This is a genomic window from Stenotrophomonas sp. YJH_SMC_101-4 (genome assembly GCF_059370395.1).
Genome location: NZ_JCAFTP010000006.1, coordinates 15,304 through 41,431, shown reverse-complemented (window position 1 = coordinate 41,431; position 26,128 = coordinate 15,304). Strand labels below are relative to the sequence as shown.

Annotated in this window: 22 protein-coding genes; 8 read left to right on the top strand and 14 right to left on the bottom strand. The window is 68.7% G+C overall.

All coding sequences use genetic code 11. The features are described 5' to 3' along the window. Nucleotides 1-2: 2 nt before the first annotated feature. A complete protein-coding gene (locus AC5P8D_RS18815; RefSeq protein ID WP_057503110.1) occupies nucleotides 3-974 on the bottom strand; it encodes a LysR family transcriptional regulator in 972 nt (323 codons plus the stop codon). Nucleotides 975-1,065: 91 nt separating this feature from the next. Here AC5P8D_RS18815 and AC5P8D_RS18810 point away from each other — a divergent pair, with 91 nt between their 5' ends. Further along, the gene (locus AC5P8D_RS18810; RefSeq protein ID WP_010487464.1) at nucleotides 1,066-2,073 is read left to right on the top strand and encodes a zinc-binding alcohol dehydrogenase family protein; all 1,008 of its coding nucleotides are present in this window, start codon (nucleotides 1,066-1,068) and stop codon (nucleotides 2,071-2,073) included. 161 nt (nucleotides 2,074-2,234) lie between these two features. Here the strand turns inward: AC5P8D_RS18810 and AC5P8D_RS18805 are convergent, their stop codons facing one another. Next, nucleotides 2,235-2,840 (bottom strand): glutathione S-transferase family protein, encoded by a 606-nt coding sequence (locus AC5P8D_RS18805; protein ID WP_329759972.1) that lies wholly within the window; start codon nucleotides 2,838-2,840, stop codon nucleotides 2,235-2,237. A gap of 45 nt (nucleotides 2,841-2,885) precedes the next feature. On the opposite strand from AC5P8D_RS18805, the gene AC5P8D_RS18800 reads away from it, so the two are divergent. The 3 genes from AC5P8D_RS18800 (at nucleotide 2,886) to AC5P8D_RS18790 (ending at nucleotide 5,584) form a co-directional block, all read left to right on the top strand. Then, on the top strand, nucleotides 2,886-4,442 hold the full coding sequence (locus AC5P8D_RS18800; RefSeq protein WP_241874153.1) for a DNA recombination protein RmuC: 1,557 nt from the start codon (nucleotides 2,886-2,888) through the stop codon (nucleotides 4,440-4,442). 71 nt (nucleotides 4,443-4,513) lie between these two features. Then, entirely contained in the window at nucleotides 4,514-4,912 is a 399-nt protein-coding gene (locus tag AC5P8D_RS18795) for a hypothetical protein (RefSeq protein ID WP_313208645.1), read from the top strand. 126 nt (nucleotides 4,913-5,038) lie between these two features. Next, complete coding sequence (locus AC5P8D_RS18790) at nucleotides 5,039-5,584, top strand: glutathione peroxidase (protein ID WP_010487473.1); 546 nt, start codon at nucleotides 5,039-5,041, stop codon at nucleotides 5,582-5,584. Nucleotides 5,585-5,669: 85 nt separating this feature from the next. Here AC5P8D_RS18790 and AC5P8D_RS18785 read toward each other — a convergent pair whose 3' ends face one another. From AC5P8D_RS18785 to AC5P8D_RS18760, 6 genes are read right to left on the bottom strand one after another with little or no spacing between them, the layout of a single operon-like run. Continuing rightward, nucleotides 5,670-6,683 (bottom strand): MlaA family lipoprotein, encoded by a 1,014-nt coding sequence (locus AC5P8D_RS18785; protein ID WP_049436083.1) that lies wholly within the window; start codon nucleotides 6,681-6,683, stop codon nucleotides 5,670-5,672. Between the two features lies 1 nt (nucleotide 6,684). Further along, a complete protein-coding gene (locus tag AC5P8D_RS18780) occupies nucleotides 6,685-6,996 on the bottom strand; it encodes an STAS domain-containing protein (protein WP_032128488.1) in 312 nt (103 codons plus the stop codon). Then, nucleotides 6,986-7,648: an MlaC/ttg2D family ABC transporter substrate-binding protein gene (locus AC5P8D_RS18775; RefSeq protein ID WP_010487479.1), complete on the bottom strand. Its 663-nt coding sequence runs from the start codon at nucleotides 7,646-7,648 to the stop codon at nucleotides 6,986-6,988. Before AC5P8D_RS18775 ends, AC5P8D_RS18780 begins: the two co-directional genes overlap by 11 nt. Continuing rightward, entirely contained in the window at nucleotides 7,645-8,169 is a 525-nt protein-coding gene (gene mlaD, locus AC5P8D_RS18770) for an outer membrane lipid asymmetry maintenance protein MlaD (protein ID WP_010487482.1), read from the bottom strand. The genes AC5P8D_RS18775 and mlaD overlap by 4 nt, the downstream gene beginning before the upstream one ends. 59 nt (nucleotides 8,170-8,228) lie before the next feature. Beyond that, a complete protein-coding gene (locus AC5P8D_RS18765; RefSeq protein WP_005414955.1) occupies nucleotides 8,229-8,978 on the bottom strand; it encodes an MlaE family lipid ABC transporter permease subunit in 750 nt (249 codons plus the stop codon). Next, complete coding sequence (locus tag AC5P8D_RS18760; protein WP_010487485.1) at nucleotides 8,978-9,766, bottom strand: ABC transporter ATP-binding protein; 789 nt, start codon at nucleotides 9,764-9,766, stop codon at nucleotides 8,978-8,980. The genes AC5P8D_RS18765 and AC5P8D_RS18760 overlap by 1 nt, the downstream gene beginning before the upstream one ends. A gap of 189 nt (nucleotides 9,767-9,955) precedes the next feature. On the opposite strand from AC5P8D_RS18760, the gene recC reads away from it, so the two are divergent. Genes recC through recD form a run of 3 tightly spaced genes read left to right on the top strand, consistent with a single transcriptional unit; the run spans nucleotide 9,956 to nucleotide 18,860 of the window. After that, nucleotides 9,956-13,303, top strand: a complete 3,348-nt coding sequence (recC, locus tag AC5P8D_RS18755; protein WP_461288565.1) for an exodeoxyribonuclease V subunit gamma — start codon at nucleotides 9,956-9,958, stop codon at nucleotides 13,301-13,303. Beyond that, entirely contained in the window at nucleotides 13,300-16,980 is a 3,681-nt protein-coding gene (recB, locus tag AC5P8D_RS18750; RefSeq protein WP_495203573.1) for an exodeoxyribonuclease V subunit beta, read from the top strand. Before recC ends, recB begins: the two co-directional genes overlap by 4 nt. Beyond that, nucleotides 16,977-18,860, top strand: coding sequence for an exodeoxyribonuclease V subunit alpha (gene recD / locus AC5P8D_RS18745; protein WP_414614505.1), 1,884 nt, complete (start codon nucleotides 16,977-16,979; stop codon nucleotides 18,858-18,860). Before recB ends, recD begins: the two co-directional genes overlap by 4 nt. 313 nt (nucleotides 18,861-19,173) lie before the next feature. Here the strand turns inward: recD and AC5P8D_RS18740 are convergent, their stop codons facing one another. The 6 genes from AC5P8D_RS18740 to AC5P8D_RS18715 form a co-directional block, all read right to left on the bottom strand. Further along, nucleotides 19,174-19,572, bottom strand: a complete 399-nt coding sequence (locus AC5P8D_RS18740; RefSeq protein WP_010487495.1) for a hypothetical protein — start codon at nucleotides 19,570-19,572, stop codon at nucleotides 19,174-19,176. 50 nt (nucleotides 19,573-19,622) lie between these two features. After that, the gene (locus AC5P8D_RS18735; protein WP_414614504.1) at nucleotides 19,623-21,662 is read right to left on the bottom strand and encodes an FUSC family protein; all 2,040 of its coding nucleotides are present in this window, start codon (nucleotides 21,660-21,662) and stop codon (nucleotides 19,623-19,625) included. A 3-nt stretch (nucleotides 21,663-21,665) separates the two neighbouring features. Next, complete coding sequence (locus tag AC5P8D_RS18730; RefSeq protein WP_495203572.1) at nucleotides 21,666-23,126, bottom strand: efflux transporter outer membrane subunit; 1,461 nt, start codon at nucleotides 23,124-23,126, stop codon at nucleotides 21,666-21,668. Then, nucleotides 23,123-24,040, bottom strand: coding sequence for an efflux RND transporter periplasmic adaptor subunit (locus AC5P8D_RS18725; protein ID WP_313208646.1), 918 nt, complete (start codon nucleotides 24,038-24,040; stop codon nucleotides 23,123-23,125). The genes AC5P8D_RS18730 and AC5P8D_RS18725 overlap by 4 nt, the downstream gene beginning before the upstream one ends. Next, complete coding sequence (locus AC5P8D_RS18720; RefSeq protein ID WP_010487502.1) at nucleotides 24,037-24,246, bottom strand: DUF1656 domain-containing protein; 210 nt, start codon at nucleotides 24,244-24,246, stop codon at nucleotides 24,037-24,039. Before AC5P8D_RS18720 ends, AC5P8D_RS18725 begins: the two co-directional genes overlap by 4 nt. Before the next feature lie 108 nt (nucleotides 24,247-24,354). Next, the gene (locus tag AC5P8D_RS18715) at nucleotides 24,355-24,810 is read right to left on the bottom strand and encodes a MarR family winged helix-turn-helix transcriptional regulator (protein WP_008265191.1); all 456 of its coding nucleotides are present in this window, start codon (nucleotides 24,808-24,810) and stop codon (nucleotides 24,355-24,357) included. A gap of 611 nt (nucleotides 24,811-25,421) precedes the next feature. On the opposite strand from AC5P8D_RS18715, the gene folE reads away from it, so the two are divergent. Further along, nucleotides 25,422-26,033 (top strand): GTP cyclohydrolase I FolE, encoded by a 612-nt coding sequence (gene folE / locus AC5P8D_RS18710; protein WP_004141296.1) that lies wholly within the window; start codon nucleotides 25,422-25,424, stop codon nucleotides 26,031-26,033. The last annotated feature ends 95 nt before the right edge of the window (nucleotides 26,034-26,128 follow it).

Sequence of the window (26,128 nt, the reverse complement as noted above, 5' to 3'; positions counted from 1 at the left end):
TCTTACGGGGGGCCGCCATTGTCGGCCAGTGCTGCACTTGGCGACAGGGGGCTGGCGAGGCCATCGGGCATGCCAGACAGCAGCGGTTGCAGGTGCTGGCGCAGCTGCGCATGCAGTTGCCGTACCGCTGGCGAGAACTGCTTGCGGTGCGGGCATACCAGCTGCAGCGGGATGCTGCTGCCAACACCGTCCAGCAGCAGCTGCAGGCGCCCGGCCAGCACGTCCTCGCGCAGGTCCAGCCAGGACTTGTAGGTGATGCCTTCGCCGGCCACCGCCCAGCGTCGCACTACATCGGCGTCGTCGCAGACCAGCGGACCGCGCACCGGAATCACGCTGCGGCGCCCGTCGACCTCGAACGACCAGCGATCGTAGGCGCGGCCACTGAGCTGGTAGACCAGGCAATCGTGCTCACGCAGCTCGTCCAGGCGGGTGGGCGTACCGCGCCGCTGCAGGTAGCCGGGCGAGGCCGCGAGTACGCGCCGGTTGCCTTCCAGCAGGGGCAGGGCGACGTAGTTGGCGTCGTCGAAGTGGCCGATGCGGATGGCCACGTCGACCGGGTCGCGGAACACATCAGCCACTTCGTCGGACAGGCGCAGGTGCAGGCGCAGCCGTGGGTGCGCGGCGCGGAAGGCGCTCAGCCAGGGCAGCAGCAGGTTGCGGCCGAGGTCCGAGGGCGCCGACAGCTGCAGGGTGCCGTGCAGCTCGGTGTCCTCGCCCTGCACGCGCGCCTGGCCCTCGCGCAGGGTGGCCAGCACCTCCTGCGCGTACGGCAGGTACAGCGCGCCCTCGCCGGTCAGGCGCAGGCTGCGGGTGGTGCGCACGAACAGGCGCAGGTCCAGCTCGCGTTCCAGCCGCGCCACGGCAGCAGCGACCTGGCCGGGTAACAGATCAGCCTCGCGGGCGGCCTGCGAGAAGCTGCCCAGCGCGGCCGTGCGGACGAACAACTGCAGGTCGTCGAAGCGGATCATCTTCATTGCCGGAGTGAAAGTGCTGCCTGATTCTGCGCCTTTCTGAGCGGCCATGCGCGGCGCAACCTGTCCACTCCTTCCCCACTGGACCGCTGCCATGCGCGCCATTGCCTACACCCACGCCGGCCTGCCGATCGACGACGCCCGGGCCCTGATCGACATCGAACTGGAACTGCCGCAGCCCGGCCCGCGCGACCTGCGGGTGGCGGTGCGTGCCGTGGCGGTGAACCCGGTCGACACCAAGGTCCGCCGCGGCGTGGCCACCGACGGCCCGCGCGTGCTGGGCTGGGATGCGGTCGGCATCGTCGATGCGGTGGGCAGCGAGGTGACCCTGTTCCAGCCTGGCGATGCGGTCTACTACGCGGGCGTGATCGACCGGCCGGGCAGCAATGCCGAATACCAGCTGGTGGACGAGCGCAGCGTCGGCCGCAAGCCGGCCAGTCTCGACGATGCGGCCGCCGCAGCGTTGCCGCTGACCGCGATCACCGCCTGGGAGCTGCTGTTCGACCGTCTGCGTATTCCCGAGGGCGGTGGCGAGGGCCAGGCCCTGCTGGTGATCGGTGCTGCCGGTGGTGTCGGTTCGATCCTGGTGCAGCTGGCGCGGAAGCTGACCAAGCTGACCGTGATCGGCACCGCTTCGCGTCCGGATACCCAGGACTGGGTCTACGCGATGGGCGCGCACCACGTGATCGACCACAGCCTGCCGCTGGCCGAGGGCCTGGCACGGCTCGGCATCAGCGAGGTGCAGCACGTGGCCAGCCTGACCCACTCCGACCAGCACTACGCGCAGATCGTGGAGCTGCTGGCGCCGCAGGGCCAGCTCGGCCTGATCGATGACCCGGGCCAGGTGGATGTGATGGCGCTCAAGCGCAAGGCGCTGTCACTGCACTGGGAATCGATGTTCACCCGGCCGCTGTACCGCACCGCCGACATGCAGCGCCAGCACGATCTGTTGAACCGGGTGGCCGAGCTGATCGACACGGGCGTGCTGCAGACCACCCTGGGCGAGCATTTCGGACGCATCGACGCAGCCAACCTGCGCCGTGCCCATGCGCTGCTGGAGAGCCATCGCGCCAAGGGCAAGATCGTGCTGGAAGGCTGGTAGGAGCAGACGCTGTCTGTAGAGCCGAGCCCACGCTCGGCTGCCGTTCGCGCGTGGGCGTCAGCCGAGCATAGGCTCGGCTCTACGGAGCTTCATCCACGCATGGCGTGGATCAGCCGTGTCGACCAGGGTCGACACCTACCAACAGCTGCGGGAACCACGGCTCACGCCACGCCGTTGTCGACGTGTTCGGCGAAACCGGGCTGCTCTCGCAGGCGCTCGAACCATGCGACGAGGTGGGGCAGCGCGGGCTTGCTGCCCGGCGTGCTGCGCCAGCGTTGGGTCGACAGCCCCAGCACGATATCTGCAAGGGTGAAGGTGCTGCCCGCCACGTAGGCATCGGTGGCGGCCAGCTGGGCTTCAAGCACACCCATCAGCCGGTTCCACTGCGCCAGGCTGGCCTCGGCGCGGGCATCGTCCGGGTAGTCCGGATGCTGGCGTACGCGCGCCATGAACACGTGGCGCCAGGCGCTGTTGAGGTCGCTGGCCTGCCAGTCCATCCACTGCTCCACCCGGGCCCGGTCCTTCGCTGCAGGTGGCAGCAGATCCTCGCGACCGGCGCGTGCGGCCAGGTAGCGGCAGATGCTGTTGGATTCCCACAGCACGAAGTTGCCATCGCGCAGCACCGGCACCTGCCGGTTGGGGTTCAGCGCGGCCAGCAGGTCCGGCGGGGGGGCCGGTTCGTGGTGCAGGGGCAAGTCCAGACCGGCGCACAGCCATAGCACCTTGCGCACATTGATGGAGGTGGGCTTTCCGTACAGAGCGAGCATGGTCCTGACGCAGCAGCTGAGACTCGGCCAGCCTACACTTGCCCCATGCAAACCGAATATCTGCTCATTGGCGGTCTTCTATTGGCCGTGCTCATCCTGCAGCTGGTCGCCCTGCTGCGCCGCCCGCCGCACGACCGCCTGGAGCAGGCGGTGCGGGAGGAGGCGCGCGCCGGGCGCAGCGAACTGCGCGAACAGCTCGATGGCTTCGCCCGCGCGCTGACCGATCTGTCCACCCGCACCGACCAGCGCCTGGACCTGCTGCGCGAAGCGCTGGGCGAAGATGCCCGCAAGGCGCGCGCGGAAGCGGCCGAGAGCCAGCAGAGGGGCGCGGCGTTGATGGGACAGCGGCTGCAGGAACTGCGGGGCCAGCTGGAGACCTTCGGCCAGCAGCAGGAAGCGCGCATCCATGCGTTTGGCCAGCAGCTGCAGGAGCTCACCGGGCGTACCGATACCCAGCTCGGCGCGCTGCGCCAGACCCTGGTGGACGATGCACGCAAGGGCCGCGAGGAGGGCGCGCAGTCGCAGCAGCGCCTGACCGAAAGCCTTGGCCTGCGCCTGCAGGAACTGACCCAGCGCAACGAGCAGCGCATCGCCGAGATGCGCACGACGCTGGAAGAACAGCTGCGCGCGCTGCAGAACGACAACGCGCAGAAGCTGGAGCAGATGCGCCACACCGTGGACGAGAAGCTGCAGTCCACGCTGGAAACGCGGCTGGGCAATTCCTTCAAGCTGGTCTCCGAGCGCCTGGAACAGGTGCAGCGTGGCCTCGGCGAAATGCAGCAGCTGGCCACCGGCGTCGGCGACCTCAAGCGCGTGCTGACCAACGTCAAGAACCGTGGCAGCTGGGGTGAAGTGCAGCTGGAGAACATCCTCGAGCAGACGCTCACCCAGGAGCAGTACGCGCGTGCGGTGAAGGTGCGCCCGGATAGTGGCGAGATGGTCGATATCGCCGTGCGCCTGCCGGGCCGCAGCAGCGACGACACGCCGGTGTGGCTGCCGATCGACTCCAAGTTCCCGCGCGAGGACTACGAGCGCCTGCTGGACGCGCAGGAACAGGGAGACGCCGAGGGTGTGCGCCTGCAGGGCATCCAGCTTGAACGCGCGGTGCGCGTGCAGGCCAAGTCGATCTGCGACAAGTACATCGCGCCGCCGCACACCACCGACTTCGCGGTGATGTTCCTGCCCACCGAGGGCCTGTATGCCGAAGTGATCCGGCGCCCGGGCCTGGTCGACCTGCTGCAGCGCGAGCACCGCGTGGTGGTGGCCGGCCCGACCACGGTCACCGCGCTGCTCAACAGCCTGCAGATGGGCTTCCGCACGCTGGCCATCGAGCAGCGTTCCAGCGAGGTGTGGAGCCTGCTGGGTGCGGTGAAGAGCGAGTTCGGCAAGTTCGCCGGCATCCTCGAAAAGGCCGAGAAGCAGATCACCACGGTGGGTCGCAGCATCGGCGAGGCCAGCCGCAAGACCCGCACCATCGAACGGCGCCTGCGTGGCGTGGAGTCGCTGGCGTCCGAACAGGCACAGTCGTTGCTCGGCGATCTGGCCAAGGGTGATGCGGCCGCCGAGGACGAGGGCAGTGAAGGCGACGGCGACGAGGCCTGAGCCACGCTGACACGCCGCCTGCATCGCCGATGCGTATGCTGGCGGCCTGTCCGCTTCGATCAGGTATCGTCATGCGCCTGCGCCGCTTCACCAGCCTAGTCCTGACCGCGCTGCTTGCTGCCTGCAGCAGCACACCACCGGCTGCCGATACGGCGGCGGCATCCGCCGCAGCCACCAGCCCCGAAGCGGCCGAGGCGTACCGCGAAGCGCGCGACGTCGACTGCCAGGCCGCTGGCGGCACCCTGCAGCGGCTGGGCCGGCTGCAGCGCGAACAGTGCGTGATTCCTTACGCCGACGCCGGCAAGGCCTGCAGCCGCAAGAGCGACTGCATGGGCCAGTGCCTGGCCGGCGGCGAGGTGACTGTCGGCAGCGTCGCCACCGGGACCTGCCAGCGCGATGTGCGCCAGAACTTCGAATGCCGCCAGCGCATTGATGAGGGCAAGGCGCAGGGCATGATCTGCGTGGATTGAATCCTGCCTGTAGAGCCGAGCCCACGCTCGGCTGCTGTGGCATCAGCCGAGCGTGGGCTCGGCTCTACAACCGCGCGCGCGGCGCTATGCTGGTGGGCCATTCCCCGCTGTTGCCGGAGCCCCCGCGTGAGCACCCCGATCCAGGACATTTCCCTCACCACCATCGACGGCCAGCCGTCCTCGCTTGCCGACTACCAGGGCAAGGTGCTGCTGCTGGTCAACGTCGCCTCCAAGTGCGGCCTCACTCCGCAGTACGAAGGCCTGCAGGCGCTGTATGCGGAAAAGCACGCGCAGGGCCTGGAAGTGCTGGGCTTCCCCGCCAACAACTTCCTCGGCCAGGAGCCGGGCAGCGAGGCGGAGATCCAGCAGTTCTGCCAGCTCACCTACGACGTCAGTTTCCCGATGTTCTCCAAGATCAGCGTGGCCGGTGATGACACCCACCCGCTGTACCAGCAGCTGACCGCCGCCCAGCCGCAGTCGATCGGCGAAGGCCCGCTGCGTGAGCGCCTGGCGAGCAAGGAGATTCCGATCCACGCAGCACCGGCGGTGCTGTGGAACTTCGAGAAGTTCCTGGTTGGCCGCGACGGCAAGGTCATCGCGCGCTTCGCCCCGGACGTGGCTGCCGATGACGCGCGTCTGCGCGAAGCCATCGAGGCCGCGCTGGCGGCCTGAGGAAAGCGTGCCAACCAGGGTTGGCACCTACCGGAAAAGAAAAACCCCGCCGAGGCGGGGTTTTTTAATGCACGGGCTGCAGCGATCAGTTGCTCCAGTTCGGCATCGGCATGGCATCGACCGGGATCGGCGAATTGGCATCGTCGTGGCCACGGTCGCGCTTGCTGCGCAGATCGTTCTCGATCTGGTAGTTGCGGCGCTGCATCCACGCATCGCGTACCAGCGAGTACTCGTCCACGGCGGTGTCACGCAGGTTGTCGATCGCCAGCAGCTGCGCGCGGGTATCGACCAGCTGCAGGCCCTGCAGGCCGATGCGGATCTTGTCCTCTTCGATACGGCGGATCGGCGACAGCGGAATGTCACCGGCCAGGCCGAACACATCACGCACGGTACGCGGGCCGAAGAACGGCAGTTCCACGTAGCGCGAACGCCGCCAGCCCCAGGCACCCAGGGTCTGGCCGAAGTCTTCATTGCGACGCGGCACCATCGCCTTGCTGGCCGGATCGAACAGGCCGCCGATACCCAGCGTGCTGTTCATCAGGAAGCGGCCAAGGCTGTCCCACGCATCGGCACCGCGGCCCTGCAGCAGCTGGTTGGTGATGGTCACCGGTGCGCGCAGGTTGCTGAAGAAGTTGCTGACGCCGGTGCGGGCGAAGCGCGGCACCACGTGGGTGTAGGCCGTGGCCAGCGGGCGCGCGATGCCACGGTCAACCGCGTTGTTGAAGGTGTGCACCTTGCGGTTGAACGGTTCCCACGGATCGTAGGCCGCTGCGCTGCCGGTGTTGCCGGCGCCGCCATAGAGGGCATCGAAGTCGTCATCACCACCGGGTGCGGTCGCCGCTGCGGCCCTGGCCGCATCGGTGTCGGCGCTGCGGACCGGTGCGGATGGTGGCGTGGCCGGTGCAGGTGCGGCAACCACGGCTGCTGCCGGCGCGGCGTCGACCGTTCCGGTATCGGCAGTGGGGGCGGAGGCCTCGGCGATGGTGCTGGCCGGGACCACGGTACTGGCTGCCGGTGCATCGCTGCGTGCGGGCTTGCCGGCGCAGGCGGTCAGGGCGGTGGCCAGGACGATCAGGGGGAAAGTGCGTACGACGTTCATGTCAGCTCGCAGCAGAAGTAGCGTTGAAATCCAGGTCGGGCGACAGCCGGTAGGCTGCGCTCAGCTCGTTGTAGCCGGCCGGCGCGCCGGAGACTGCCAGCGGGTGACCGCTCTTGCGCGCGCGTGCGGCAAGTTCGGCCAGCAGCGCCAGGCCGGCGCTGTCCACGCGTTCGACCTCACCCAGCTCCAGCCGTGACAGCTTCGCCGGCAGGGCCTGCAGCTGCGGCCACAGCGCGATCACCGCGGCACGGTCGAGCACCCCGCGCAGGCGCAGGGTGTCGCCTTCCAGCAGCGCCAGTGCGTTACTTGCCATTGCCCGCGGGCCCGGCCTGCATGCTGCCGCTGTGCAGTTCGTTGGCCACCTGCTTGATGCCCTTCTGGCGCAGCGGGGTATCGAACTGGTTGCGGAAGGTCTGCACGTAGGAAATGCCTTCGATGTTGACGTCGAAGATCTTCCACTGGCCATTCACGTTGCGCATCCAGTACTCGACCGGGGTCGGCTCGTTGCCGGCACGCACCAGTTCGGTGCTCACACGCACGCCACGATTGCCCGGCAGCGGGCTTTCACCCTTCAGGCGGAAGCTCGGCTTGCCCTGGATGTTGAGCAGGGTCGAGCCGTAGCGCTGCATCAGGCTGTCGGCCATGGCATCGGCAAACAGCTTGATGTCGGCGTCGGAGGCGCCGCGGGCGTGCGGGCCCAGCACCAGGCGCGCGGCGTAGTCGCGGTCGAAGGTGCGGGTCAGTTCGCTGTCAATGTAGCTGCGCAGGCTGGCCGGGTTGCTGGTGAACTCGCTCTTGCGCTGCTGCAGCGTGGACAGGATGCGGCTGCTGGCATCGATCACCACCTTGCCGGCCTGGCTCTGCGTTGCGGCAGCGGCAGGCGCGGCGGCCTGGGCCTGGGCCAGGAACGGGGTGGCCGCCAGCAGCGCCGAGGCGAGCAGGGCCGGGATCAGTTTCATCTTCATGGTTGCGGTTCCGTTGCAGGCGCCTGCGCGCCATCGTTGGGCTTCTGAGCAGCGCCGCCACCGGCGCCGCCACTGAACATGTACTTGCCGACCAGCTGGATCAGGTCCACTGCCGGCTGGGTGAAGACGATCTCGTCGCCGGCCTTCAGCACGTCCGGATCACCGCCCGGCTGCAGACCGATATAGCTCTCGCCGAGCAAACCACTGGTGAAGATGCCGGCCGAGGTGTCTGCCGGCAGGTCCTTGACCTTGCTGTCCATGCGCAGGGTCACGATCGATTCGAACTTCACCGGGTCCAGGTCGATCGACGCGACCTGGCCGACGGTGACGCCGCCGATCTTCACCGGCGCCTGCTTGCGCAGCTGGCCGACCTGGGAGAAGCGCGCCTTCAGGTCATAGCCTTCACTGCCCCAGCTCCAGCGCTGGTTGGTCGAGGCCACGGCCAGCACCATCAGCGAGGCCAGGGCCAGCAGCAGGAAAGCGCCGACGGAGAATTCGAGTCTGGGACCGCGGATGGCCATGTGGATTACCTGATCGAGTCGTGGTGGCCGCGCGCGCCTGCGCACCGCCGGTGGAGGGGTTAGGTGAACAACATTGCCGACAGCACGAAGTTGAACATCAGTACCAGCAGCGAGGCGTTGACCACCGCACGGGTGGTCGCCACCGAAGTGCCTTCAATGGTCGGCTCGGCATGGAAACCAACGTAGGCGGCGACCAGCGCGGCAGTGCCGCCAAAGATCGCCGACTTCAGCATTGCCACGCCGAAGTCGTCCCAGAAGTCCACGCTGTTGCGCAGCGCCGACCAGAACACGCCGTTGTCCAGGCCCAGCACGTGCACGGCTTCGAAGTAGCTGGCGCTGATCGCCAGCGAACAGAAGATGCCGGTCAGCAACGGCACAGTCAGCACCGCCGCCCAGAAGCGCGGCGCCACCGCCTTGGCTACCGGATCGATCGCCATCAGCTCCAGCGCCTTGATCTGGTCGGTGGCACGCATCAGGCCCAGTTCGGCGGCGATCGAACTGCCGGCGCGGCCGATGAACAGCAACGCGGTCAGCACCGGTGCCAGCTCGCGGTACAGCGAAAGGCCGAGCAGGGTCGACAGCGCGTCGGCCGCGCCGAAGGTGGTCAGCGTGCGGTAGCCCTGCAGGGTCAGCACCAGGCCGACGAAGGCACCGCCGACGGCGATGATCGGCAGCGAGCGCGCGCCGATCTTGTAGATCTCGCGGGTCAGCTCGGCCAGGAAATCACGCGTGGGCAGCGAACCGCGCAGCACGGTCAGCGAGAACAGGCCGGCGCGGCCAAGCGAGCGGGTGGCTTGGACGAACGGCATCAGGCAACCCTCGCGCGTGGCGCGGCATCGAACGGAATCGGGCCATCCGGCTGGCCGTGCAGGAACTGCCGCAGCAGCGGGTCCTGGCTGGACTGCAGTGCCTCGGGCGTGCCCTGGAACACGATGCCGCCATTGGCGATCGCGATCACCTGGTCGCAGATCGGCAGGGTCTCGTGCACGTGGTGGCTGACGATGATGCTGGTCAGGCCCAGGCTGTGGTTGAGGCGCTGGATCAGGCTCATGATCACCCCCGAGGCGATCGGGTCCAGCCCGGTCAGCGGCTCGTCGTAGATCATCAGCGGCGGGTCCAGCGCCAGTGCACGGGCCAGCGCCACACGGCGCGCCATGCCACCGGACAGCTCGCGCGGCCAGGCATCGGCGGCGGCCAGCAGGCCCACCGCATGCAGCTTCATCTGCACCAGCCGGCGCAGCACGGCGGTCGGCAGGCGGGTGTGCGTACGCAGCGGCAGGGCGACGTTCTCGGCCACGGTGAGGTCGGTCAGCAGGCCGTTGCCCTGCAACAGCACGCCCACGCTCTTGCGCATTTCCAGCAGCGCACCGCTGTCATGCGGGATCGGCTTGCCGAACAGGGTGACCTCGCCGGCGACCGGGCGCAGTTCGCCGGTCAGCGCCGCCAGCAGGGTCGACTTGCCGCTGCCGGACGGACCGAGCACCGCGGTGATGCTGCCCTTGGGCACCTGCAGCGACACGTCGCGCAGGATCGTGCGTCCGCTCCGGTCGATGCGGACGTTGGATAACTGCACCAGACTGGAGGTGGAAGCCGACATGGGCACCATTAACGTTTTTTAGACATCGAAGGATCGGGCCCGTCGGCTGAACATAAGCAGACTGGACGGTCCAGTATTGTTGCACGGCAAGGCCTCGCGCAGGCCGGGACAATCGCCCGGCAGCCCGGAACAATCCGTACCGGCGATGGGCTGACCATTGAATACTGCCTGCCGTCCTGCACACTGTGCATGATGAGTGACCCAGGCAGCGATTTCCGCCTCTACCATTCCAACTCCCTGGACGTGCTGGCCGCGCTGCTGGCGCGCAACGTGCGTGCGCCGGTACCGGGCCAGCCGCTGCTGGCGCCGGAAGTGGTGCTGATCCCGCAGGTGGCGATGCGGCGTTGGCTGCAGGCGACACTGGCGGCCGAGTTCGGCGTTGCTGCCAACCTCGAATTCCTGACCCCGGGCGAGTTCGTGGCGCGCGCGCTGAAGGCCAACGTCAGCGGTGAGCAGGACGATCTGGACGCCGCCGGCCTGCACTGGAAGCTGTACCAGGCGCTGCGCGATCCGTCGCTGCTGGCGCAGCCACCGATGCGCGCGCTGCAGTCGTATCTTGCCGGCGATGATGCTCTGAAGCCGTGGGCGCTGGCCGGCGAGCTGGCCTCGGTGTTCGAGAAGTACCAGGCCTGGCGGCGTGACTGGCTGTTGCGCTGGGCGGCCGGGGCCGATCCGGCCGATCCGCAGGCAATCCTGTGGCGCACCATCACCCGGGGCCACGACTATCGCGCCCGCCGCATCCAGGAGTACCTGGACCGCTTCGAAGGCGCCGGCCAGCCGCTGCCGCAAGGCCTGCCGCCGCGCATGTCTGCGTTTGCGACGCTCAACATCTCGCCCGACGTGCTGCGGGTGATGGCCACCCAGGCCCGGGTGGGCGAGCTGCACTTCTACATGCCCACCCCGGTTCAGTCTTACTGGGGCGACCTGCAGACGCTGGCCGAGCGCCTGCGCAGCGGCGCGCCCGATCCCTTCGGTGAAGCGGCCGGCGAGAACCGCCTGCTGGAAGCCTGGGGTGCGGCCGGCCGCGACTTCATGGCGGTGCTCGGCAGTTACGAGGTGGTGCATCCGGCCGGCGAGATCGCCGCCTATTCCGATCCCGAGGAGGACACCCGGCCGACCCTGGACGAAGGCGGCCTGTCCGACAGCCTGCTGCATCGCCTGCAGCGCGATCTGTTCCACCGCCGCGCACTGCCCTCGGGCGAGCTGCGCGAAGGCCTGCGCAGTGACGACCCCAGCCTGCAGGTGCACGCCTGCCATACCCGGCTGCGCGAGCTGCAGGTGCTGCACGACCAGCTGCGCAGCCTGCTGCAGGATCCGCGCTTCGACCCGCCGCTGCAGGCGCGCGAGATCGCGGTGCTGGCGCCGGACATCGATCCCTATGTGCCGTACCTGGAAGCCGTGTTCGGCGGTCGCGGCGGCGAGGAGGAGCACATTCCGTATGCGCTGGCCGACAGCAGTCCACTGGCGGGCGAGCCGCTGGCCGATGTGTTCGTGCATCTGCTGGGCCTGCCGGTCTCGCGCTTTGGCTTGAACGAAGTGCTGGACCTGCTGGCCAGCGCGCCGCTGGCCGAAGCGGCCGGGCTGGAAGCGGTGGACTTCGATCGCCTGCATGGCTGGCTGCAGCAGGCCGGTGCACGCTGGGGCCTGGATGCGAAGCACCGCAACCAGCACCAGGCACCGGCCGACGACGCCTACACCTGGCAGTTCGCGCTGGATCGCCTGGTACTCGGCCATGCCACCGGCAGTGAGGCTGACCTGGCCGGTGTGGCGCCGTGGATCGAACTGGAAGGCGGCGCGCTGGACGCGCTGGACCGGCTGCTGCGCCTGTTGCGCGTGCTGGCGATCTATCAGCGTCGCCTCGGCGAGCTGCTGACCCCGGCGCAGTGGCGGCAGCGCCTGCTGTCGCTGCTGGATGCACTGCTGCCCACCGCGCCCAGCTCGCCCAACAGCCAGCGCGCGCTGGAGCGCCTGCGCAAGCTGCTCAACCAGTTCGCCGACGATGCCGCCAAGGCCGGTTTCGAAGACGGCGTGCCGTCGGAGGTGGTGCGTTCGCACTTCGCCGGCGTACTGGGGGAGGCCGATACGCGCGCACCGCTGCTGACCGGTGGCATCAGTTTCGGCCGCATGGTGCCGATGCGGCTGCTGCCGTTCCGGGTGATCTGCGTGCTCGGTCTCAATGATGGCGATTTCCCCCGCCGTGACCCTGCCGCCGGTCTCAACCAGCTCACCGCCGAGCTGGATACGCCGCGCCGCCGTCCGGGCGACCGCTCCACCCGCGAGGATGACCGCTTCCTGTTCCTGCAGCTGTTCGCGGCCGCGCAGGAGGTGTTCTATCTCAGCTATCTCGGCGCCGATCCGCGCGATGGCAGCGTGCGTGAGCCGTCGGTACTGGTCAGCGAACTGATCGATGCCGCCGCCGCATATCACCTCGATCCGACTGCGGCGGTCCGCGACTTCACCGTGCGTCACGCCTTGCAGCCGTTCTCGCCAGCCGCGTTCGGTGATGGCGATCCACGCCGCTTCAGCTATCGCCGCCAGTGGCATCCGGCCGCCGGTCGCCTGACCGGCCAGCGCGGTGGCCTGCAGCTGTGGTTCGATGCACCGTTGCCGCCGCCGCTCGACGATGCGGTGGAAGAGGAGGTCGCGCTCGATACCCTGCGCCGCTTCCTGTGCGACCCGGCCGGGCAGTTCCTCGCACAGTCGCTGGGCCTGCGCCTGGCCGACGATGTCGAGGAGGTCGATGACCTGGAACCGCTGGTGCTTTCGTCGCGCGGGCCGGAAAAGCGCAGCGTGCAGGCGGCGGTGGTACGCGCCACGCTCAGCGGCGATGCCGAGCCGTTGTACCCGCGGCTGCGCGCGCGTGGCCTGCTGCCGTCGGGTCCATTGGGCGAGCGCCAGTTCGAGGTGGAGCAGTTGAAGACACGCCCGTATGCCAGTGCGCTGCTGGGCTGGATGCAGGGCGAACCACTGGAAAGCCGTCGCTACGAAGTGGACATCGATGGCGTGCGCCTGCATGGCCGCGTGGCCGATCGGCATCCCGAAGGGCTGGTGCGCCTGCGTGCCGGCACACTCAATGGCAATGCAGTGATCCGCCACGGCCTGGACTGGCTGCTGGCGAACGCTGCGGGCGATGCGCTGCCGCTTGTGCAGTTCCATGACGGCGGCGATGCCGGTCCCGGTCCGCACGTGCTGCCGGCATTGAGCGTTCCCGCTGCACGTGCTGCGCTGCGTGCGCTGCTGCAGCTGCGCCAGCGTGGCCTGCGCGAGCCGCTGCGCTTTGCCCCGTACACCGGCTGGGTGCTGTACAACGCGCCGGCAGAAAAGCAGCGCAGCGAAGGCTGGAAGCAGTGGCACGGCAGTGACCGCACCTGGGGGGAATCCAGAAGTGACGCGTGGCAGCTGCTGCTGCGCGGTGCCGACCCGTTCGCCACCGATGCCGGCTACGCCGACCTGCTGCGCAACAGCCAGGTGGTCTTCAGCGCGGTGCGCGAAGGTCGCGCTCTCGGCACCGAAGCACGCCAGGAGGGCAACGCATGAGCGCCGCCATCGCCGAAGACGGCATCGAATCCCTCAGCCGTGATCCCTACCTGGCCCTGCCGCTGGACGGCATCCGCCTCATCGAAGCCAGCGCCGGCACCGGTAAGACCTTCACCCTGGCCACGCTGTTCACCCGCCTGGTGGTGGAGCAGGGCCTGCGCATCGGCCAGATCCTGGCAGTGACCTTCACCGACGCCGCCACCCAGGAACTGCGCAAGCGCATACGCCAGCGCCTGGCGCTGGCCGCACACCTGGTCGATCTGGAACCGGCCGAGGGAGAAGCACCGGATGTATGCCTGACCCGCGAAGTCCTGCAGCGTCATCTGCAGAGCGGCTCCGAGAGTGCCACCGCACTGAAGCGCCGCCTGCAGGTGGCCGCAGACGAGATCGATCTGGCGTCCATCTTCACCATCCACGGCTTCTGCACCCGCGTGCTGCGCGAGCATGCGCTGGAAAGCGGCCATACCTTCGACCCGCCGGAACTGCTGGCCAGTGACCGCGAGCTGCTGGAGGAACTGGCAGCGGATCTATGGCGCGTGCATGCCAATGACCCGGCCACGCTGGAGCCGCTGACCTGGCTGTGGTCCAACCCGGACGCGCTGGCCGCCGATCTGCGCGCGCTGCTGGCCGCGCCGCCACTGCATCCGTTGCCGCAGCCGGTGGCGTTGCCCGATCCGCATGTGGCCCTGCAGGGCGCGGCGGAAGAGCTGTCTGCACGCGTGCGCGAACACGGCGAGCAGTTCTTCATCGACCTCTGCGATGCGGTCGACAACAAGTGGCTCAACGGCGTGTCCTACAAGCTGGGCTGGCTGCATCCGCTGGGCCGGCAGCTGCTGGCCTGGGCCGAGCGCGCCGACCCGCGCGAGCTGCTGATCAGCGAACGCCTGCCGGCGCTGCTGCCGGAGGCGTTGGCCGCCAAGACCAACAAGAAATTCGCCGAGCGCACGCCGTCGTCGCCATTGCAGGCACCGCTGGCGCGCTATGTCGTGCTGCTGGCCGAACGCGATGCCTGGTTGCGTGCCACCGCATTGAATTTCCTGCACGCGCTTCGCGCCGACGCCACGCAGCGGCTGCAGGCACTGAAGCGCATCCGCCGGGTGCAGACCTACGACGATCTGATCGATGGCGTAGCGCTCGCCCTGGAAGGCCCGCAGCGACTGACGCTGGTCAGGCAGCTGCGCGCGCAGTACCGCATCGCGCTGGTTGATGAGTTCCAGGATACCGACGATCGCCAGTGGGGCATCTTCCACACCGTGTTCGGTGATTCGCCGGAGGTGCGCGAGCTGGGCCTGGCACCGGCGTTGTTCCTGATCGGCGACCCCAAGCAGGCGATCTACGGTTTCCGCGGCGGTGATATCCACACTTACCTGAAGGCCAAGCAGGTGGCGCAGCAGGCGCCGGTGCTGGACCAGAACTTCCGCTCGCGACCCGCTGTGCTGCGCGCGCTGCAGGCGCTGTACGACAACGCCGGCGAAGACGCCTTCCTCGAACGCGACATCCAGTTCGAGCCGGTGCGGCCCGGTGGCGTGCGCAGCGATGCGGACTACCAGCGCGACGGCCATGCCGCCGCGGCGCTCACCCTGCGCGTGCTGCGCAGTGGCGGTGACAAGGCGATGAGCGCCGATGCCTCGCGCGATGCGGCGACCCAGGCCTGCGTGGCCGCGATTCACCAGATCCTGGTCGAGGCGCGTGCGGGCAATGCCGTGTTGCGTGGGCGCCCGGTGCAGCCCGGTGACATCGCGGTGCTGGTGCGCTCGCATCGCGAGGCCACCCTGGTGCAGCGCGCACTGGCCGCGGTCGGCATTCCGGCAGTGGCAGCCGGCAAACAGAGCCTGTTTTCCACGCCTGAAGCGCGTGATCTGCGTGCGCTGCTGCTGGCACTGCTGCAACCGGCCGACGAGGGCCGCCTGCGCGCAGCGCTGGCCACGGTACTGCTCGGCCAGCGCGCAAGTGCGATTGCGGCGATGGAACGCGATGGCGACCTGCAACGCGGGTTCCAGGCGCAGCTGCTGCACTGGCGAGAGCGCTGGCAGCGCGGCGGGCCGTTCGCGGTGATCGCCGATGTCTGTGCCGCGCAGGGCGAGCGTCTGCTGGCGCTGATCGATGGCGAGCGCCGCCTCACCAATTACCTGCAGCTGGGTGAACTGCTGCAGGAAGCCTCCGCGCAGGCGCTGGGCATGCACGGGCTGCTGGACTGGTTGCAGGGGCAGATGGCCAGCGCCGACCAGGATGACGAGCAGCAGCTGCTGCGCCTGGAATCGGACGCGCGCCGCGTGCAGATCATCACCCTGCACAAGAGCAAGGGCCTGGAGTATCCGCTGGTGTTTCTGCCCTTCGTCGGCATCGACGGCGGCGCACCGAACACGGCCTCGCACTGCACCGTGCACGTCGGCGGCCAGCGCCAGTTGCACTGGAAGCTGGACAAGGACGAGGCCTGGGAAGTGGCCACCGCGCAGCGCGAACGCGAGCAGCGCGCCGAGGATGCGCGCCTGCTGTATGTGGGACTGACCCGCGCCGAGCATGCGCTGTGGATCGCCGTGGGTGATCTGGCCGGGCTCGGCAAGACGCGGCTGGCGCCGCTGCTGGGTGACCTGCAGGCGCTGCGCGCGCTCGCCGATGTGCACATCGATGACAGCGAGGCGCCGGCCACGCTGCCGCAGTTGGCGGCCGAAGTGGAAGGTGAGCTTCCAGCCGTGCGTGCACTGACCCGGCGCGTGCCGCACGACTGGTGGGTGTACAGCTTTACCCAGCTGGCCCACGCAGATGCAGGCGTTGGCAGCGATATCGAAGCGGCCGCGACCGAGCTGCCGGCACCGGCCGCCGACGAACCGGCCGGCCCGGAACTGCCATTGGAACCGGCGCTGCCTGAACCCACCGCGGCCGCCGAGGACAACGCCCCGCTCGATCCGCGCTTCATGGGCAGTCGCTTCGGCAACGTGCTGCATGAGGCGATGGAGAACGTCGACTTTGCTGCCTGGGCTGACTGGCAGCTGGGCCTGGAAGCCCCTGAGGGGCAGGCCGAGGTGCTGCGCAAGGCGCTGCACGACGAAGGCTATGCCGATGTCGATCTGGACGACGGCGTGGCCGTGCTGGTGCCGCTGGTTGGCCACACGCTGACCGTGCCGCTACCTGAAGGCGGTGCGCTGCACAGCCTGGGTGAAGGCGAGCGCCGCGCAGAAATTGACTTCCATTTCGCCATCGAACCGACCACGGTGCCGGCGCTGCTGCAGGTCCTTCATGCGCACGGCGTTTCCAGTGGTCGTCGAGGCTTCGGCCAGCGTCGCCGCCTGGAAGGGCTGATGACCGGCATGATCGACCTGACCTACGTGCGCGACGGGCGCTGGTACGTGCTCGACTACAAGTCCAACCGCCTGCCCGGCTACAGCCCGGACCTGCTGGCCATTGCCATGCGGCACAGCGAGTACGACCTGCAGGCGCTGATCTACACCGTGGCCCTGCATCGCTGGTTGCGCTTCCGCCTGGGCGCGGCCTACGACTACGAACGTGACATGGGCGGCATCCGCTACCTGTTCTGCCGCGGCCTGGATGGCACCGGCAATGGCGTGCATGTGGACCGTTTCCCGCTGGCGTTGGTGGATGCCCTGGATGCGTTGTTCGCCGGTGGCGAGCAGACCCAGGCCGAACTGGCCGCACGTGCACGTGGAGCCAGCGCATGAGCCTGCTGAAGGAACTGCACCAGAAGGGCCAGCTGCGCACCCTTGATCACGCGTTGGCGACCAGCCTGCAGCGGCTGCGCGACGACACGCCCGAGAGTGTGGCGCTGGCGGCGGCGCTGGCCTCGCTGGCGGTATCGCAGGGCCACGCCGCGTTCGATCCGGCACAACCGCAGCGGTTGCTGGAAGGCGTGCCCGAGTGGCCTGCCGCGCACGACTGGATGGCACAGTTGCGTGCGTCGCCGTGGGTGGCGACACCCGAGCAGTCCGACGCCATCGCCGAGGATGCGCCACTGGTGCTGGAGAACGGCCTGCTCTACCTGCGCCGTTATCGCGAGTACGAGCGTCAGTTGGCAGCCGGGCTGCAGCGCATCGGCCGGCATCCGCTGCCGGCGCCGGACATGACGGCGTTGGCGCCGCTGTTCGCGCAGCTGTTCCCGCAGGCATTGAACAGTGAAGATCACCAGGCACGCGCAGCCGGCGTGACCCTGCGCCATCCGCTGGCACTGGTCACCGGCGGCCCCGGCACCGGCAAGACCACCACCATCGCGCGCCTGTTGCTGCTGCTGGCGGCGCAGGCCCGGCATGCCGGCCAGCCGCTGCCCGAGGTGGCGTTGGCCGCGCCGACCGGTCGCGCTGCCGAGCGCATGGCCGAGAGCCTTCGCGTAGCCGTGCAACGGCTGCAGGAACAAGGAGTGGATGCGACGTTGTGCACGGCATTGCCCAGTACCGGCACCACCCTGCATCGCCTGCTCGGCGTGATTCCCGATTCACCGCGCTTCCGCCACCACGCTGATAATCCACTGCCGGTGGATGTGGTGGTGGTCGACGAAGCGTCGATGATCGATCTGCCGATGATGGCCAAGCTGGTCGATGCGATCGCCAGTGGCACCCGGCTGATCCTGCTCGGCGACCCGGACCAGCTGCCGTCGGTGGAAGCCGGCGACGTACTCAGCGCGATCCTGCGCGCCAGCGGCGATGGCATCGGCACCCGCGCCGACGACGCGCAGGCACTGCATGGACTGCTGGCGCCGGCCACCTTGCAGCCGCAGGCGGCACCACGCGCCTTTGCTGGCCGCCGCGTGCAGCTGCAGCGCGGTTACCGTCAGAGTGATGCGCTGGACCTGGCGCCGCTGGCGCATGCCGTGCGCGAAGGCGACAGCAGCACCGCATTGCAGCTGCTGCGTGGCGGTTCACTGGCTGGCGTGCATTTCCATGAAGGCGAAGCCGATCCATTGCGTGGCCAACGCGAGCATCTGCTCGGCCACTGGCGCGCGCTGGCCGAGGCCGCTGATCCGGTAAGTGCCCTGCAGCAGGCCGGGCGCCTGCGCGTGCTGACCGCATTGCGCGAAGGCCCGCAGGGCGCGCGCGGGCTCAACAGCCGTATCGAACACCTGCTGGCCGGCAACACCCCGGGCTACTTCCAGGGCCGCCTGCTGCTGGTCACCGAGAACAGCTACCGGCACCGCCTGTTCAACGGCGATATCGGCATCTGCTTGCGCGATGGCAGCGGCGCGATGGTGGCCTGGTTCCCCGGCGATACCGTCGAGCAGCCACGCGCCTTCCACCCGGCCGCGTTGCCCACGCACGAAAGCGCGTTCGCGATGACCGTACACAAGGCACAGGGCTCGGAGTTCGACGAAGTGTGGTTGCAGCTGCCACGCCAGGACGGCCGCGTGCTGTCGCGCGAGCTGGTCTACACCGGCCTGACCCGTGCCCGCCAACGCCTGCACGTAGCAGGCAGCGCAGAGGTGCTGCAGGCCGCATTGAAACGCCACGCCAGTCGATTGGGTGGCCTGGCCTGGCGGCTGGGTGCGGAAGACGTGATCGAAGCACCATCGATACCGATCGAAGAACCGACGGTGCAGGGCCAGCTGTTCTGACCTCAGTCCTTCCAATTCCTCCAATCACAACGCGCACCTTCATCCACGCAGGGCGTGGATCTACCGTGTCGACCAAGGTCGACACCCACCAGAAGCAAGCCATGCCATTCCGACAGATCGCGGGAAACTGTCGAAGGCGGGGTGGGCCCGGTTGCGGGGGCGTGAGCCGCATGATGCGGCGACCGAGCTTACAGAGATGTACTTGCAGTGTCCCCCGCAACCGGACCGCCCCCGCCAACCCACGGATAGCACGCATCTGACGTTGCCGTTGCTGTTGATTCGGCAGGTGCAGGGCGCAGCCCTGCCGCCATACCTACTCCGGCATCAGCACCAGGCCATCGGGGAACACGATCGCCGCTTCATCGGCGCTCACATCGAAGAACCCCACGCCGTGCTTCTCGGCCAGGTCCTGCACGCGACCATGCGCGCGCTCGGCCACCGAATAGGCGAATGCGCCATAGATCACCTCGCGGCCGATGCTGTACTCGGTCACTTCGGCACGATCGTCATCGTCGTTGCTCAATGGGCCGTTCAACGGCGGAAAGTCCTGCGCCATCTCCGTGAACCACGCCTGCAGCGCCGGGCTGCTGACGGCCGGGTCGTCATACTCGTGGCGCTCGTTCCACTGCGTCTGCTTCTCAAACCAGGCGATGAAGGCTGCCGCCTCGCGTGGCGCGGCGCTGGCCTCGAACACCATCATGTCGTAACTCATTGAACCGTCCTGTTGCAGTGCCGGGGTCTGCGGGCACACAGGGTAGCGCGCTACGTCTGCGTCGCCGTGTCCATTGCCAGCCCCGGCGCCAACGCTTTCGCCTCCGGGAACAACGCGAAGCGCAGCCCGATCAGGCCCATCAGCGCCTCGTCGCGGGCCTTGCAGGCGCCCACGCTGCCGACCCGGCCCAGCGAGGTATCCAGCCGCTCACGCAGCGCCTCGCCCGCCACAATGGGTTTGCGCGCGGCGATCTGACGGCGGTAATGCACGGCGATCTCTTCCAGGATGTGCTCGACCGCTTCGCGGCTGCGCTCGGGCAGCTCCAGCCGCGCACGGCGCAGCTGCAGGATGTTCAGGCCGATGCGCGCCTCATTGAGCATGTCCACCGAAGCGATGTCACTGCCCTCGGGCGTCGCCGCCAGGCGCGGTGCGAGCAGGCCCAGCAGGTCGAGCATGCGCGCGGCGAAGCGCTGGCGGTCCTGCTGGCCACGTCCTTCGGCGGCTTCGGCCAGCGTGGTCCAGCCCTGCCGCACCAGCCGGCGCGCGGTCCATTCGGCACCCACCGAACGGAACAGGCGGGTCATCACCACCGCAAAGCCAATGCCGATGAACATTGCGATGGACGAGTTGAGGAAGGTCTGGATGTTGGCGCTGTAGGTGTTCTGCAGGCTCAGCAGCGCGGCCAGGTTCACTGTCAGCGGCAGCGCGAACAACGCGCTCTTGGGGTGGTGCAGCATCAGCCCCAGGGGCAGGAACGCCACCGCCAGCACCAGTGCCAGCAGGCCAAAGTCGTGCACGGCCGGGAACACGCCGAACAGGTACACGCCGGCCACCACCGAGGCGACCATCGCCCACACCAGGAACGACACCATGCTCGGTGCCGGATCGTCCTGTGCGGCGAAGAACGCGGCGGTCACCGCGGCCATCATCGCGCCGTTGCCGCCGCCTTCCCATCCCAGCGCGATCCACAGCACGCAGTAGCTCATCAGCGCCACGCCGGCACTGAGCGCGGAGAACAGCGCCATGCCGTAGTCGACGTGCTTGTCGGCGGCCACCCGTTCGGTGCGGATGCGGTAGTGCGCGCGGTCCATCGGCGCGGTGCCGTGGTCGATGGCATGCTGCAGGGTGCGGCAGTCCTGCCACAGGTCCACCAGTTCTTCCAGGCGCAGCAGCAGGCTGGCCAGCTGCAGGTGCTGCAGGTCGCGGTCCACCTGCGGCTTCAGTGCGCTGATGCGCGCGCGCAGGCGGGCATACTCGCTGGCGTTGGTGGGCCCGTCCAGCCAGTCGCGGATGTCATCGACCAGCACCGGCAGGCCTTCCGGCAACGCCTGGCCATCGCTGCGCAACGCACTCAGGCGGTCGGCGATCGAGGACAGCACCGGCAACAGCAGCAGCATGCGCTCGCGCAGGCGCTCCATCGATACCGCCGACCCTGCATGGCGTGGATCATCGCGGCGCAGGAATTCGATCAGCGCCTCGAACTGCACCAGATCGGCGGCCAACCGGTTGCGCGGCGCGTGTGCACGGCCACGTTCCAGGATCTGCCGGCACCACTGCGCGGCGTCCTCCATCCAGTTGCCGATGCGGGCGCGCAGCATCGGGCGCACCGAGGCCGGGAACAGCAGCGAGGCGAACAGCACCGCCACCACCGTGCCGAGGATGATCTCCTCGCTGCGCGCCACCACCGTGTCGAAGATGGTTTCCGGCGAGGTCACTGCGGGGAAGCCGATGAAGGCGGTGGTGTAGCCGGCCAACAGGAACGCGTAGCCGCGCGGCCCGCGGTTGAGCAGGGCCATGAACAGGCAGCCGGCCAGCCAGATCGACATCGCCGCGCTCAGGACCAGCGGCGTTTCCACCAGTGCCGGCAGCACCAGCAGGGTGGCCAGGCCGGCCATCAGGGTGCCGACGATGCGGTACACGCCCTTGGCACGGGTCGGGCCCAGCAGCGGCTGGCTGACGATGTACACCGTGCCCATCGCCCAGTACGGGCGCGACAGGTTGCCGGCCATGGCGATGTACAGCGCGGCCACCGCGGCCAGGTAGGTCTTGATCGAGAACAGCCAGGCCTGGCGGTCGGTCAGCGCGTTCATGGCTTACTTCGCTGCGGTCGGGGTGCCGGCCGCAGCGGTGCTGGCTTGCCAGCCGCCGCCCAGCACCAGGAACAGATGGATCTGGTCGCGTGAGACCTGCGCTTCGGCGGCGGCCAGGGTGGCATCGCTGGTGGCCAGGCTGCGGTCGGCATCCAGGCTGGACAGGTACGGCGTGCGGCCACCCTGGTACAGCCGGCGGTTCTGCTCGGCAGCCAGTGCGGCCTGTTCCTGCGCGATGCGCAGCGACTGCAGCCGGCGCAGGTCCTGCGCATAGCGGTCCAGCGCGGTCTGGGTCTCGCGCAGCGCCTGCAGGACCGTGTGGTCGAACTCGGCCAGCGCCGCGTCGGCACCGGCTTCGGCGGCGTGGATGCGCGCGTGCGTGCCCGACGACGGCAACGTCCACGAGATCAGCGGGCCGATCGACCATTGCTGGGTCATCGGCGTGCCGAAGTCTTCCAGCAGGCCGGCGGCACCCACCGAGGCACCCAGGCGGATGTCCGGATACAGCTCGGCGGTGGCCACGCCAATGCGCGCGGTGGCCGAGGCCAGCTTGCGTTCGGCCTGGCGCACGTCCGGGCGGCGCTGCAGCAGCGCACGGCCATCACCGACCGGCAACGGCTGCGCCAGGCTGGGCGCGTGTGCGCAATCGATCACGCCGGCTGGCAACTGGCCCGGGGTCCGGCCCAGCAGTGCGGCCAGCGAATAGGCGGCTGCCGACCGCTGGGCCTGCAGCGGCGGCAGTGCAGCTTCCAGCAGCGCTACCTGGGCATTGGCGCGGGCCAGCTCCGGCGGCGTGCCACGGCCAGCCGCGATCAGGCGCTCGGTAACGGTGCGGCTGCGTTGTTGCAGCTGCAGCGAATGCTCGGCCACGTGCAGTTCGTGGTTGGCATGGCAGATTTCCAGGTAGCTGTCGGCCACCTGGGCGACCACACTGACCTGGGCCAGATCGCGTGCCGCCGCCACCGACTGCTCGTCGGCACGCGCCGCTTCGGCGCCGCGCTTGAGCTTGCCGAACAGGTCGAACTGGTAGCTGACCGCGAACTTGCCATCGGCCAGGTTGATCACCGGCAGCTCGTGCTCCTGCAGGAACGATTCGGCCGACAGCTGCGCGCGGCTGACGCCGGCCTCGGCCTCGTACTCGAAGCCACCGGCGTCCAGCGCCTGTTCGTACACGGCGGCGGCGCGGCGCAGGTGCGCATCGGCGGCCTTCAGTTCCACGTTGTCACGCAGCGCCTGGGTGATCAGCCCATCCAGCACCGGGTCGTTGTACAACGACCACCAGCGGTCGGGCAGCGCCTGGTTGGCGGCCACCTGCGGGTTCTGCGTATCGATGAAGGCCGCATTGGCCTCCGGGCGCTTGAACGCCGAGCCTTCCGGCAGCGCGTAGTCCGGGCCGACGGTCCTGCACGCGGCCAGGCTGGCCAGCGCGACGATCAGGCCGAGACGGGGCAGGGTGGCGTTCACAGGCCCGCCTGTGTCGGCGCGGTGCCGACCTTGTCTGCATGCTTGGTGCTGTTGGTCTGTACGGTCACCGTGGCGGTACGGCCGGCAATCAGCTCAACGCCCTTTGGCACTTCGTCGATCGCGATGCGCACCGGAATGCGCTGCGCCAGGCGCACCCAGTCGAAGGCCGGGGTCACGTTCGGCAGCAGGGTGCTGCCGTTGCTGCGGTAGCGATCCTCGATGCCGGCGGCGATGCTCTCGACATGGCCGCGCAGCGGCGCCGATTCGCCCATCAGGCGGATGTCCACGCGCTGCCCCCGGGCCACGCCGCGCAGGCGGGTTTCCTCGAAGTAGCCGTCGATGCGGAACGAGCCGGTGTCCAGCAGCGCCAGCACCGGCTTGCCGGCCACCACGTAGTCGCCCACGCGCATGGTGCGGTCGTTGACCCGGCCATCGGCCGGTGCGCGCACCTCGGTGCGGCCCAGGTTGAGCTCGGCCAGGTCGACCGCCGCCTGTGCGGTGCCCAGCGCAGCCTGTGCAGCCTGCAGCTTGGCGCGGCGCACTTCGGCGTCCTCGGCGGCGACCAGATCCTGCAGGCTGCGGTCACGGCCGATTTCGCGGCGCAGCTGCGCCACCGAGGCCTGGCGCTCGGCCAGGCTGGCCTGGGCCTGTTCCAGCGCGATGCGGTAGCGCGCGCGGTCGATCACGAACAGCACGTCGCCCTTCTTCACCGCCTGGTTGTCGGCCACGTTCACCGTTTCCACCAGCCCGGACACGTCCGGTGCCACCTGCACCACGTCGGCACCGACATGGGCGTCGCGGGTCCACGGCTCATCCATGTAATAGACCCACAGCTGGCGCAGCACCAGCAGGGCGACGATCACGGCTGCGCTGGTCAGCAGTATGGGCAGGGTCTTCTTCACGATCTTGTTCACGATTGCATCCAACGCAGGAGGTGGAACAGCAGGCCAAGCACGATCCCGTACAGCGCCAGGTTGAACAGCGCCGGGTGCCATACATGGCGATAGGCGCCGGCACGCTGCAGCAGCGCGTGCAGGCCGCTGTTGACCAAGTAGGCCAACAACATCAACCCGAGCAGGGTCGGGACGAACACTCCATGGAGACTGAATTCACCGGGCATCGGAAGGGGCGGGGGCGAGGTGGGGGAGGGGAGGGACAACAGAACAACGGCAACGGGCAAAAGCCGCTGGCGTATGCACGGCAGCGGCGGTGTTCGGGGGCAGCGCTCTTACGTGATGCGGTCGGCGGCCTCGGCCAGCAGGCGCCAGGCCTTCAGCACGGCGTGCAGTTCATCCATGGAAAGCTCGCCGAACACGTCCTGGCGCAGGCCGATCAGCTGGTCTTCCAGCTCGCTGACCAGCGCCTGCCCGGCGTCGGTCAGCCACAGCAGGTTGGCGCGGCGGTCGCTGGCATCGCTTTCGCGGCGGACCAGGTCGCTGGCGCACAGCTTGTCCAGCAGGCGCACCAGGGAGGGCCCTTCCATGCCCAGCTGCTGGGCCAGTGCCACCTGGCGGATGCCACCGCCGGAGCGTCCGATCATCAGCAGGGGCATGGTGCAGGCGGTGGAGATGCCGTAGCTGCCGAGCCGACTGTCGGCCAGGCGCTGCCACTGCCGCCCTGCGTACAGCAGGCCGGAGCTGAGCTGCATCTGCAGCACGGTGCGCTCGTCGAGGGGTCGGTCCATAAGAGATAGATAGGATACTACTAATTTCATTCCTATCAATAGGTTTTTCTGAATGGGTGGGGTGTAGTGAGGAAAGCGTTGCGCCTGCGTGGTGTCGGGTGGGGCAGCGGGCGCCGGACGGTGCAGGACACGCCGTGAACCCATCCTTGGGGGCTCGGCCGCGGCATCCATGCCGCGGACGGTCCTGCCCCGCCCGGCCCCCGCTGCCTTCCCATCCCCCCGCGAGCGCGGTGGGTTGGCTCTTTAAAGGCAGGGGCAGAAGCCAAAGCTGTGCGGACCAACGGTTCGCACCCACCACAGCAGTCGCGCAGTCGCGCGGCGCTTCCGAAGCCATGAACCCAAGCTTTTGACCCCGCTTTCGGGCGGTCCGGCCGCGCCCGCAGGAAAACGTCAGGGAGGGGGAGAGGGGGCTGCGCAGGACCGTTGGCGCCATGGATGGCGCCATCGAGCCCCCAGGGACGGGTTCACGGCGTGTCCTGCGCAGCCCCCTCTCCTCCTCCAATCCGATAGCAACGACGCGCCAGCAACGACCCCCGATGAACCGTCCCAACAGGACGACCCACCCCCCGGTCGGGTACGATGCTCGCCCCCCGTTCGGGACGCTGTACGCAATGAGCAAGAACAACGAAAAGGCCGCCCCGCAGGGCGACGTGACCCAGGACCAGGCCGAGGATGCCGTGCGCACCCTGCTGCGCTGGGCCGGTGAGGACCCGTCCCGTGAAGGCCTGCTGGATACCCCCCGCCGTGTCGCCGAAGCCTATGGCGACTGGTTCAGCGGTTACCGCGACGACCCGCGCGCCTACATGGAGCGGACCTTCGAGGAAGTGGCCGGCTACGACGAACTGATCGTCCTGCGGGACATCGAGTACGAAAGCCACTGCGAGCACCACATGGCGCCGATCATCGGCCGCGTGCACGTCGGCTACCTGCCGGCCGGCAAGGTGGTGGGCATCAGCAAGCTGGCCCGCGTCGTCGAAGCCTACGCCCGGCGCTTCCAGGTGCAGGAAAAGATGACCGCGCAGATCGCCCAGTGCATCCAGGATGTGCTGCAGCCGATCGGCGTCGGCGTGGTCGTCGAAGGCGCCCACGAGTGCATGACCACGCGCGGCATCCACAAGCGCGGCGTCAGCATGGTCACCTCCAAGATGCTGGGCAGCTTCCGCGACGACGCGCGCACCCGCGCCGAGTTCCTGCGCTTCATCGAAGTGGGCGGCAAGCGCTGAGCCGCTTGCCCGCACCGCGCCGGCCCCTGCAGGCCGGCATGCCCACGGCTGCCCCCGCGGCAGCCGTGCATGGCGGCTCGTCCCTGTCAGCCCTA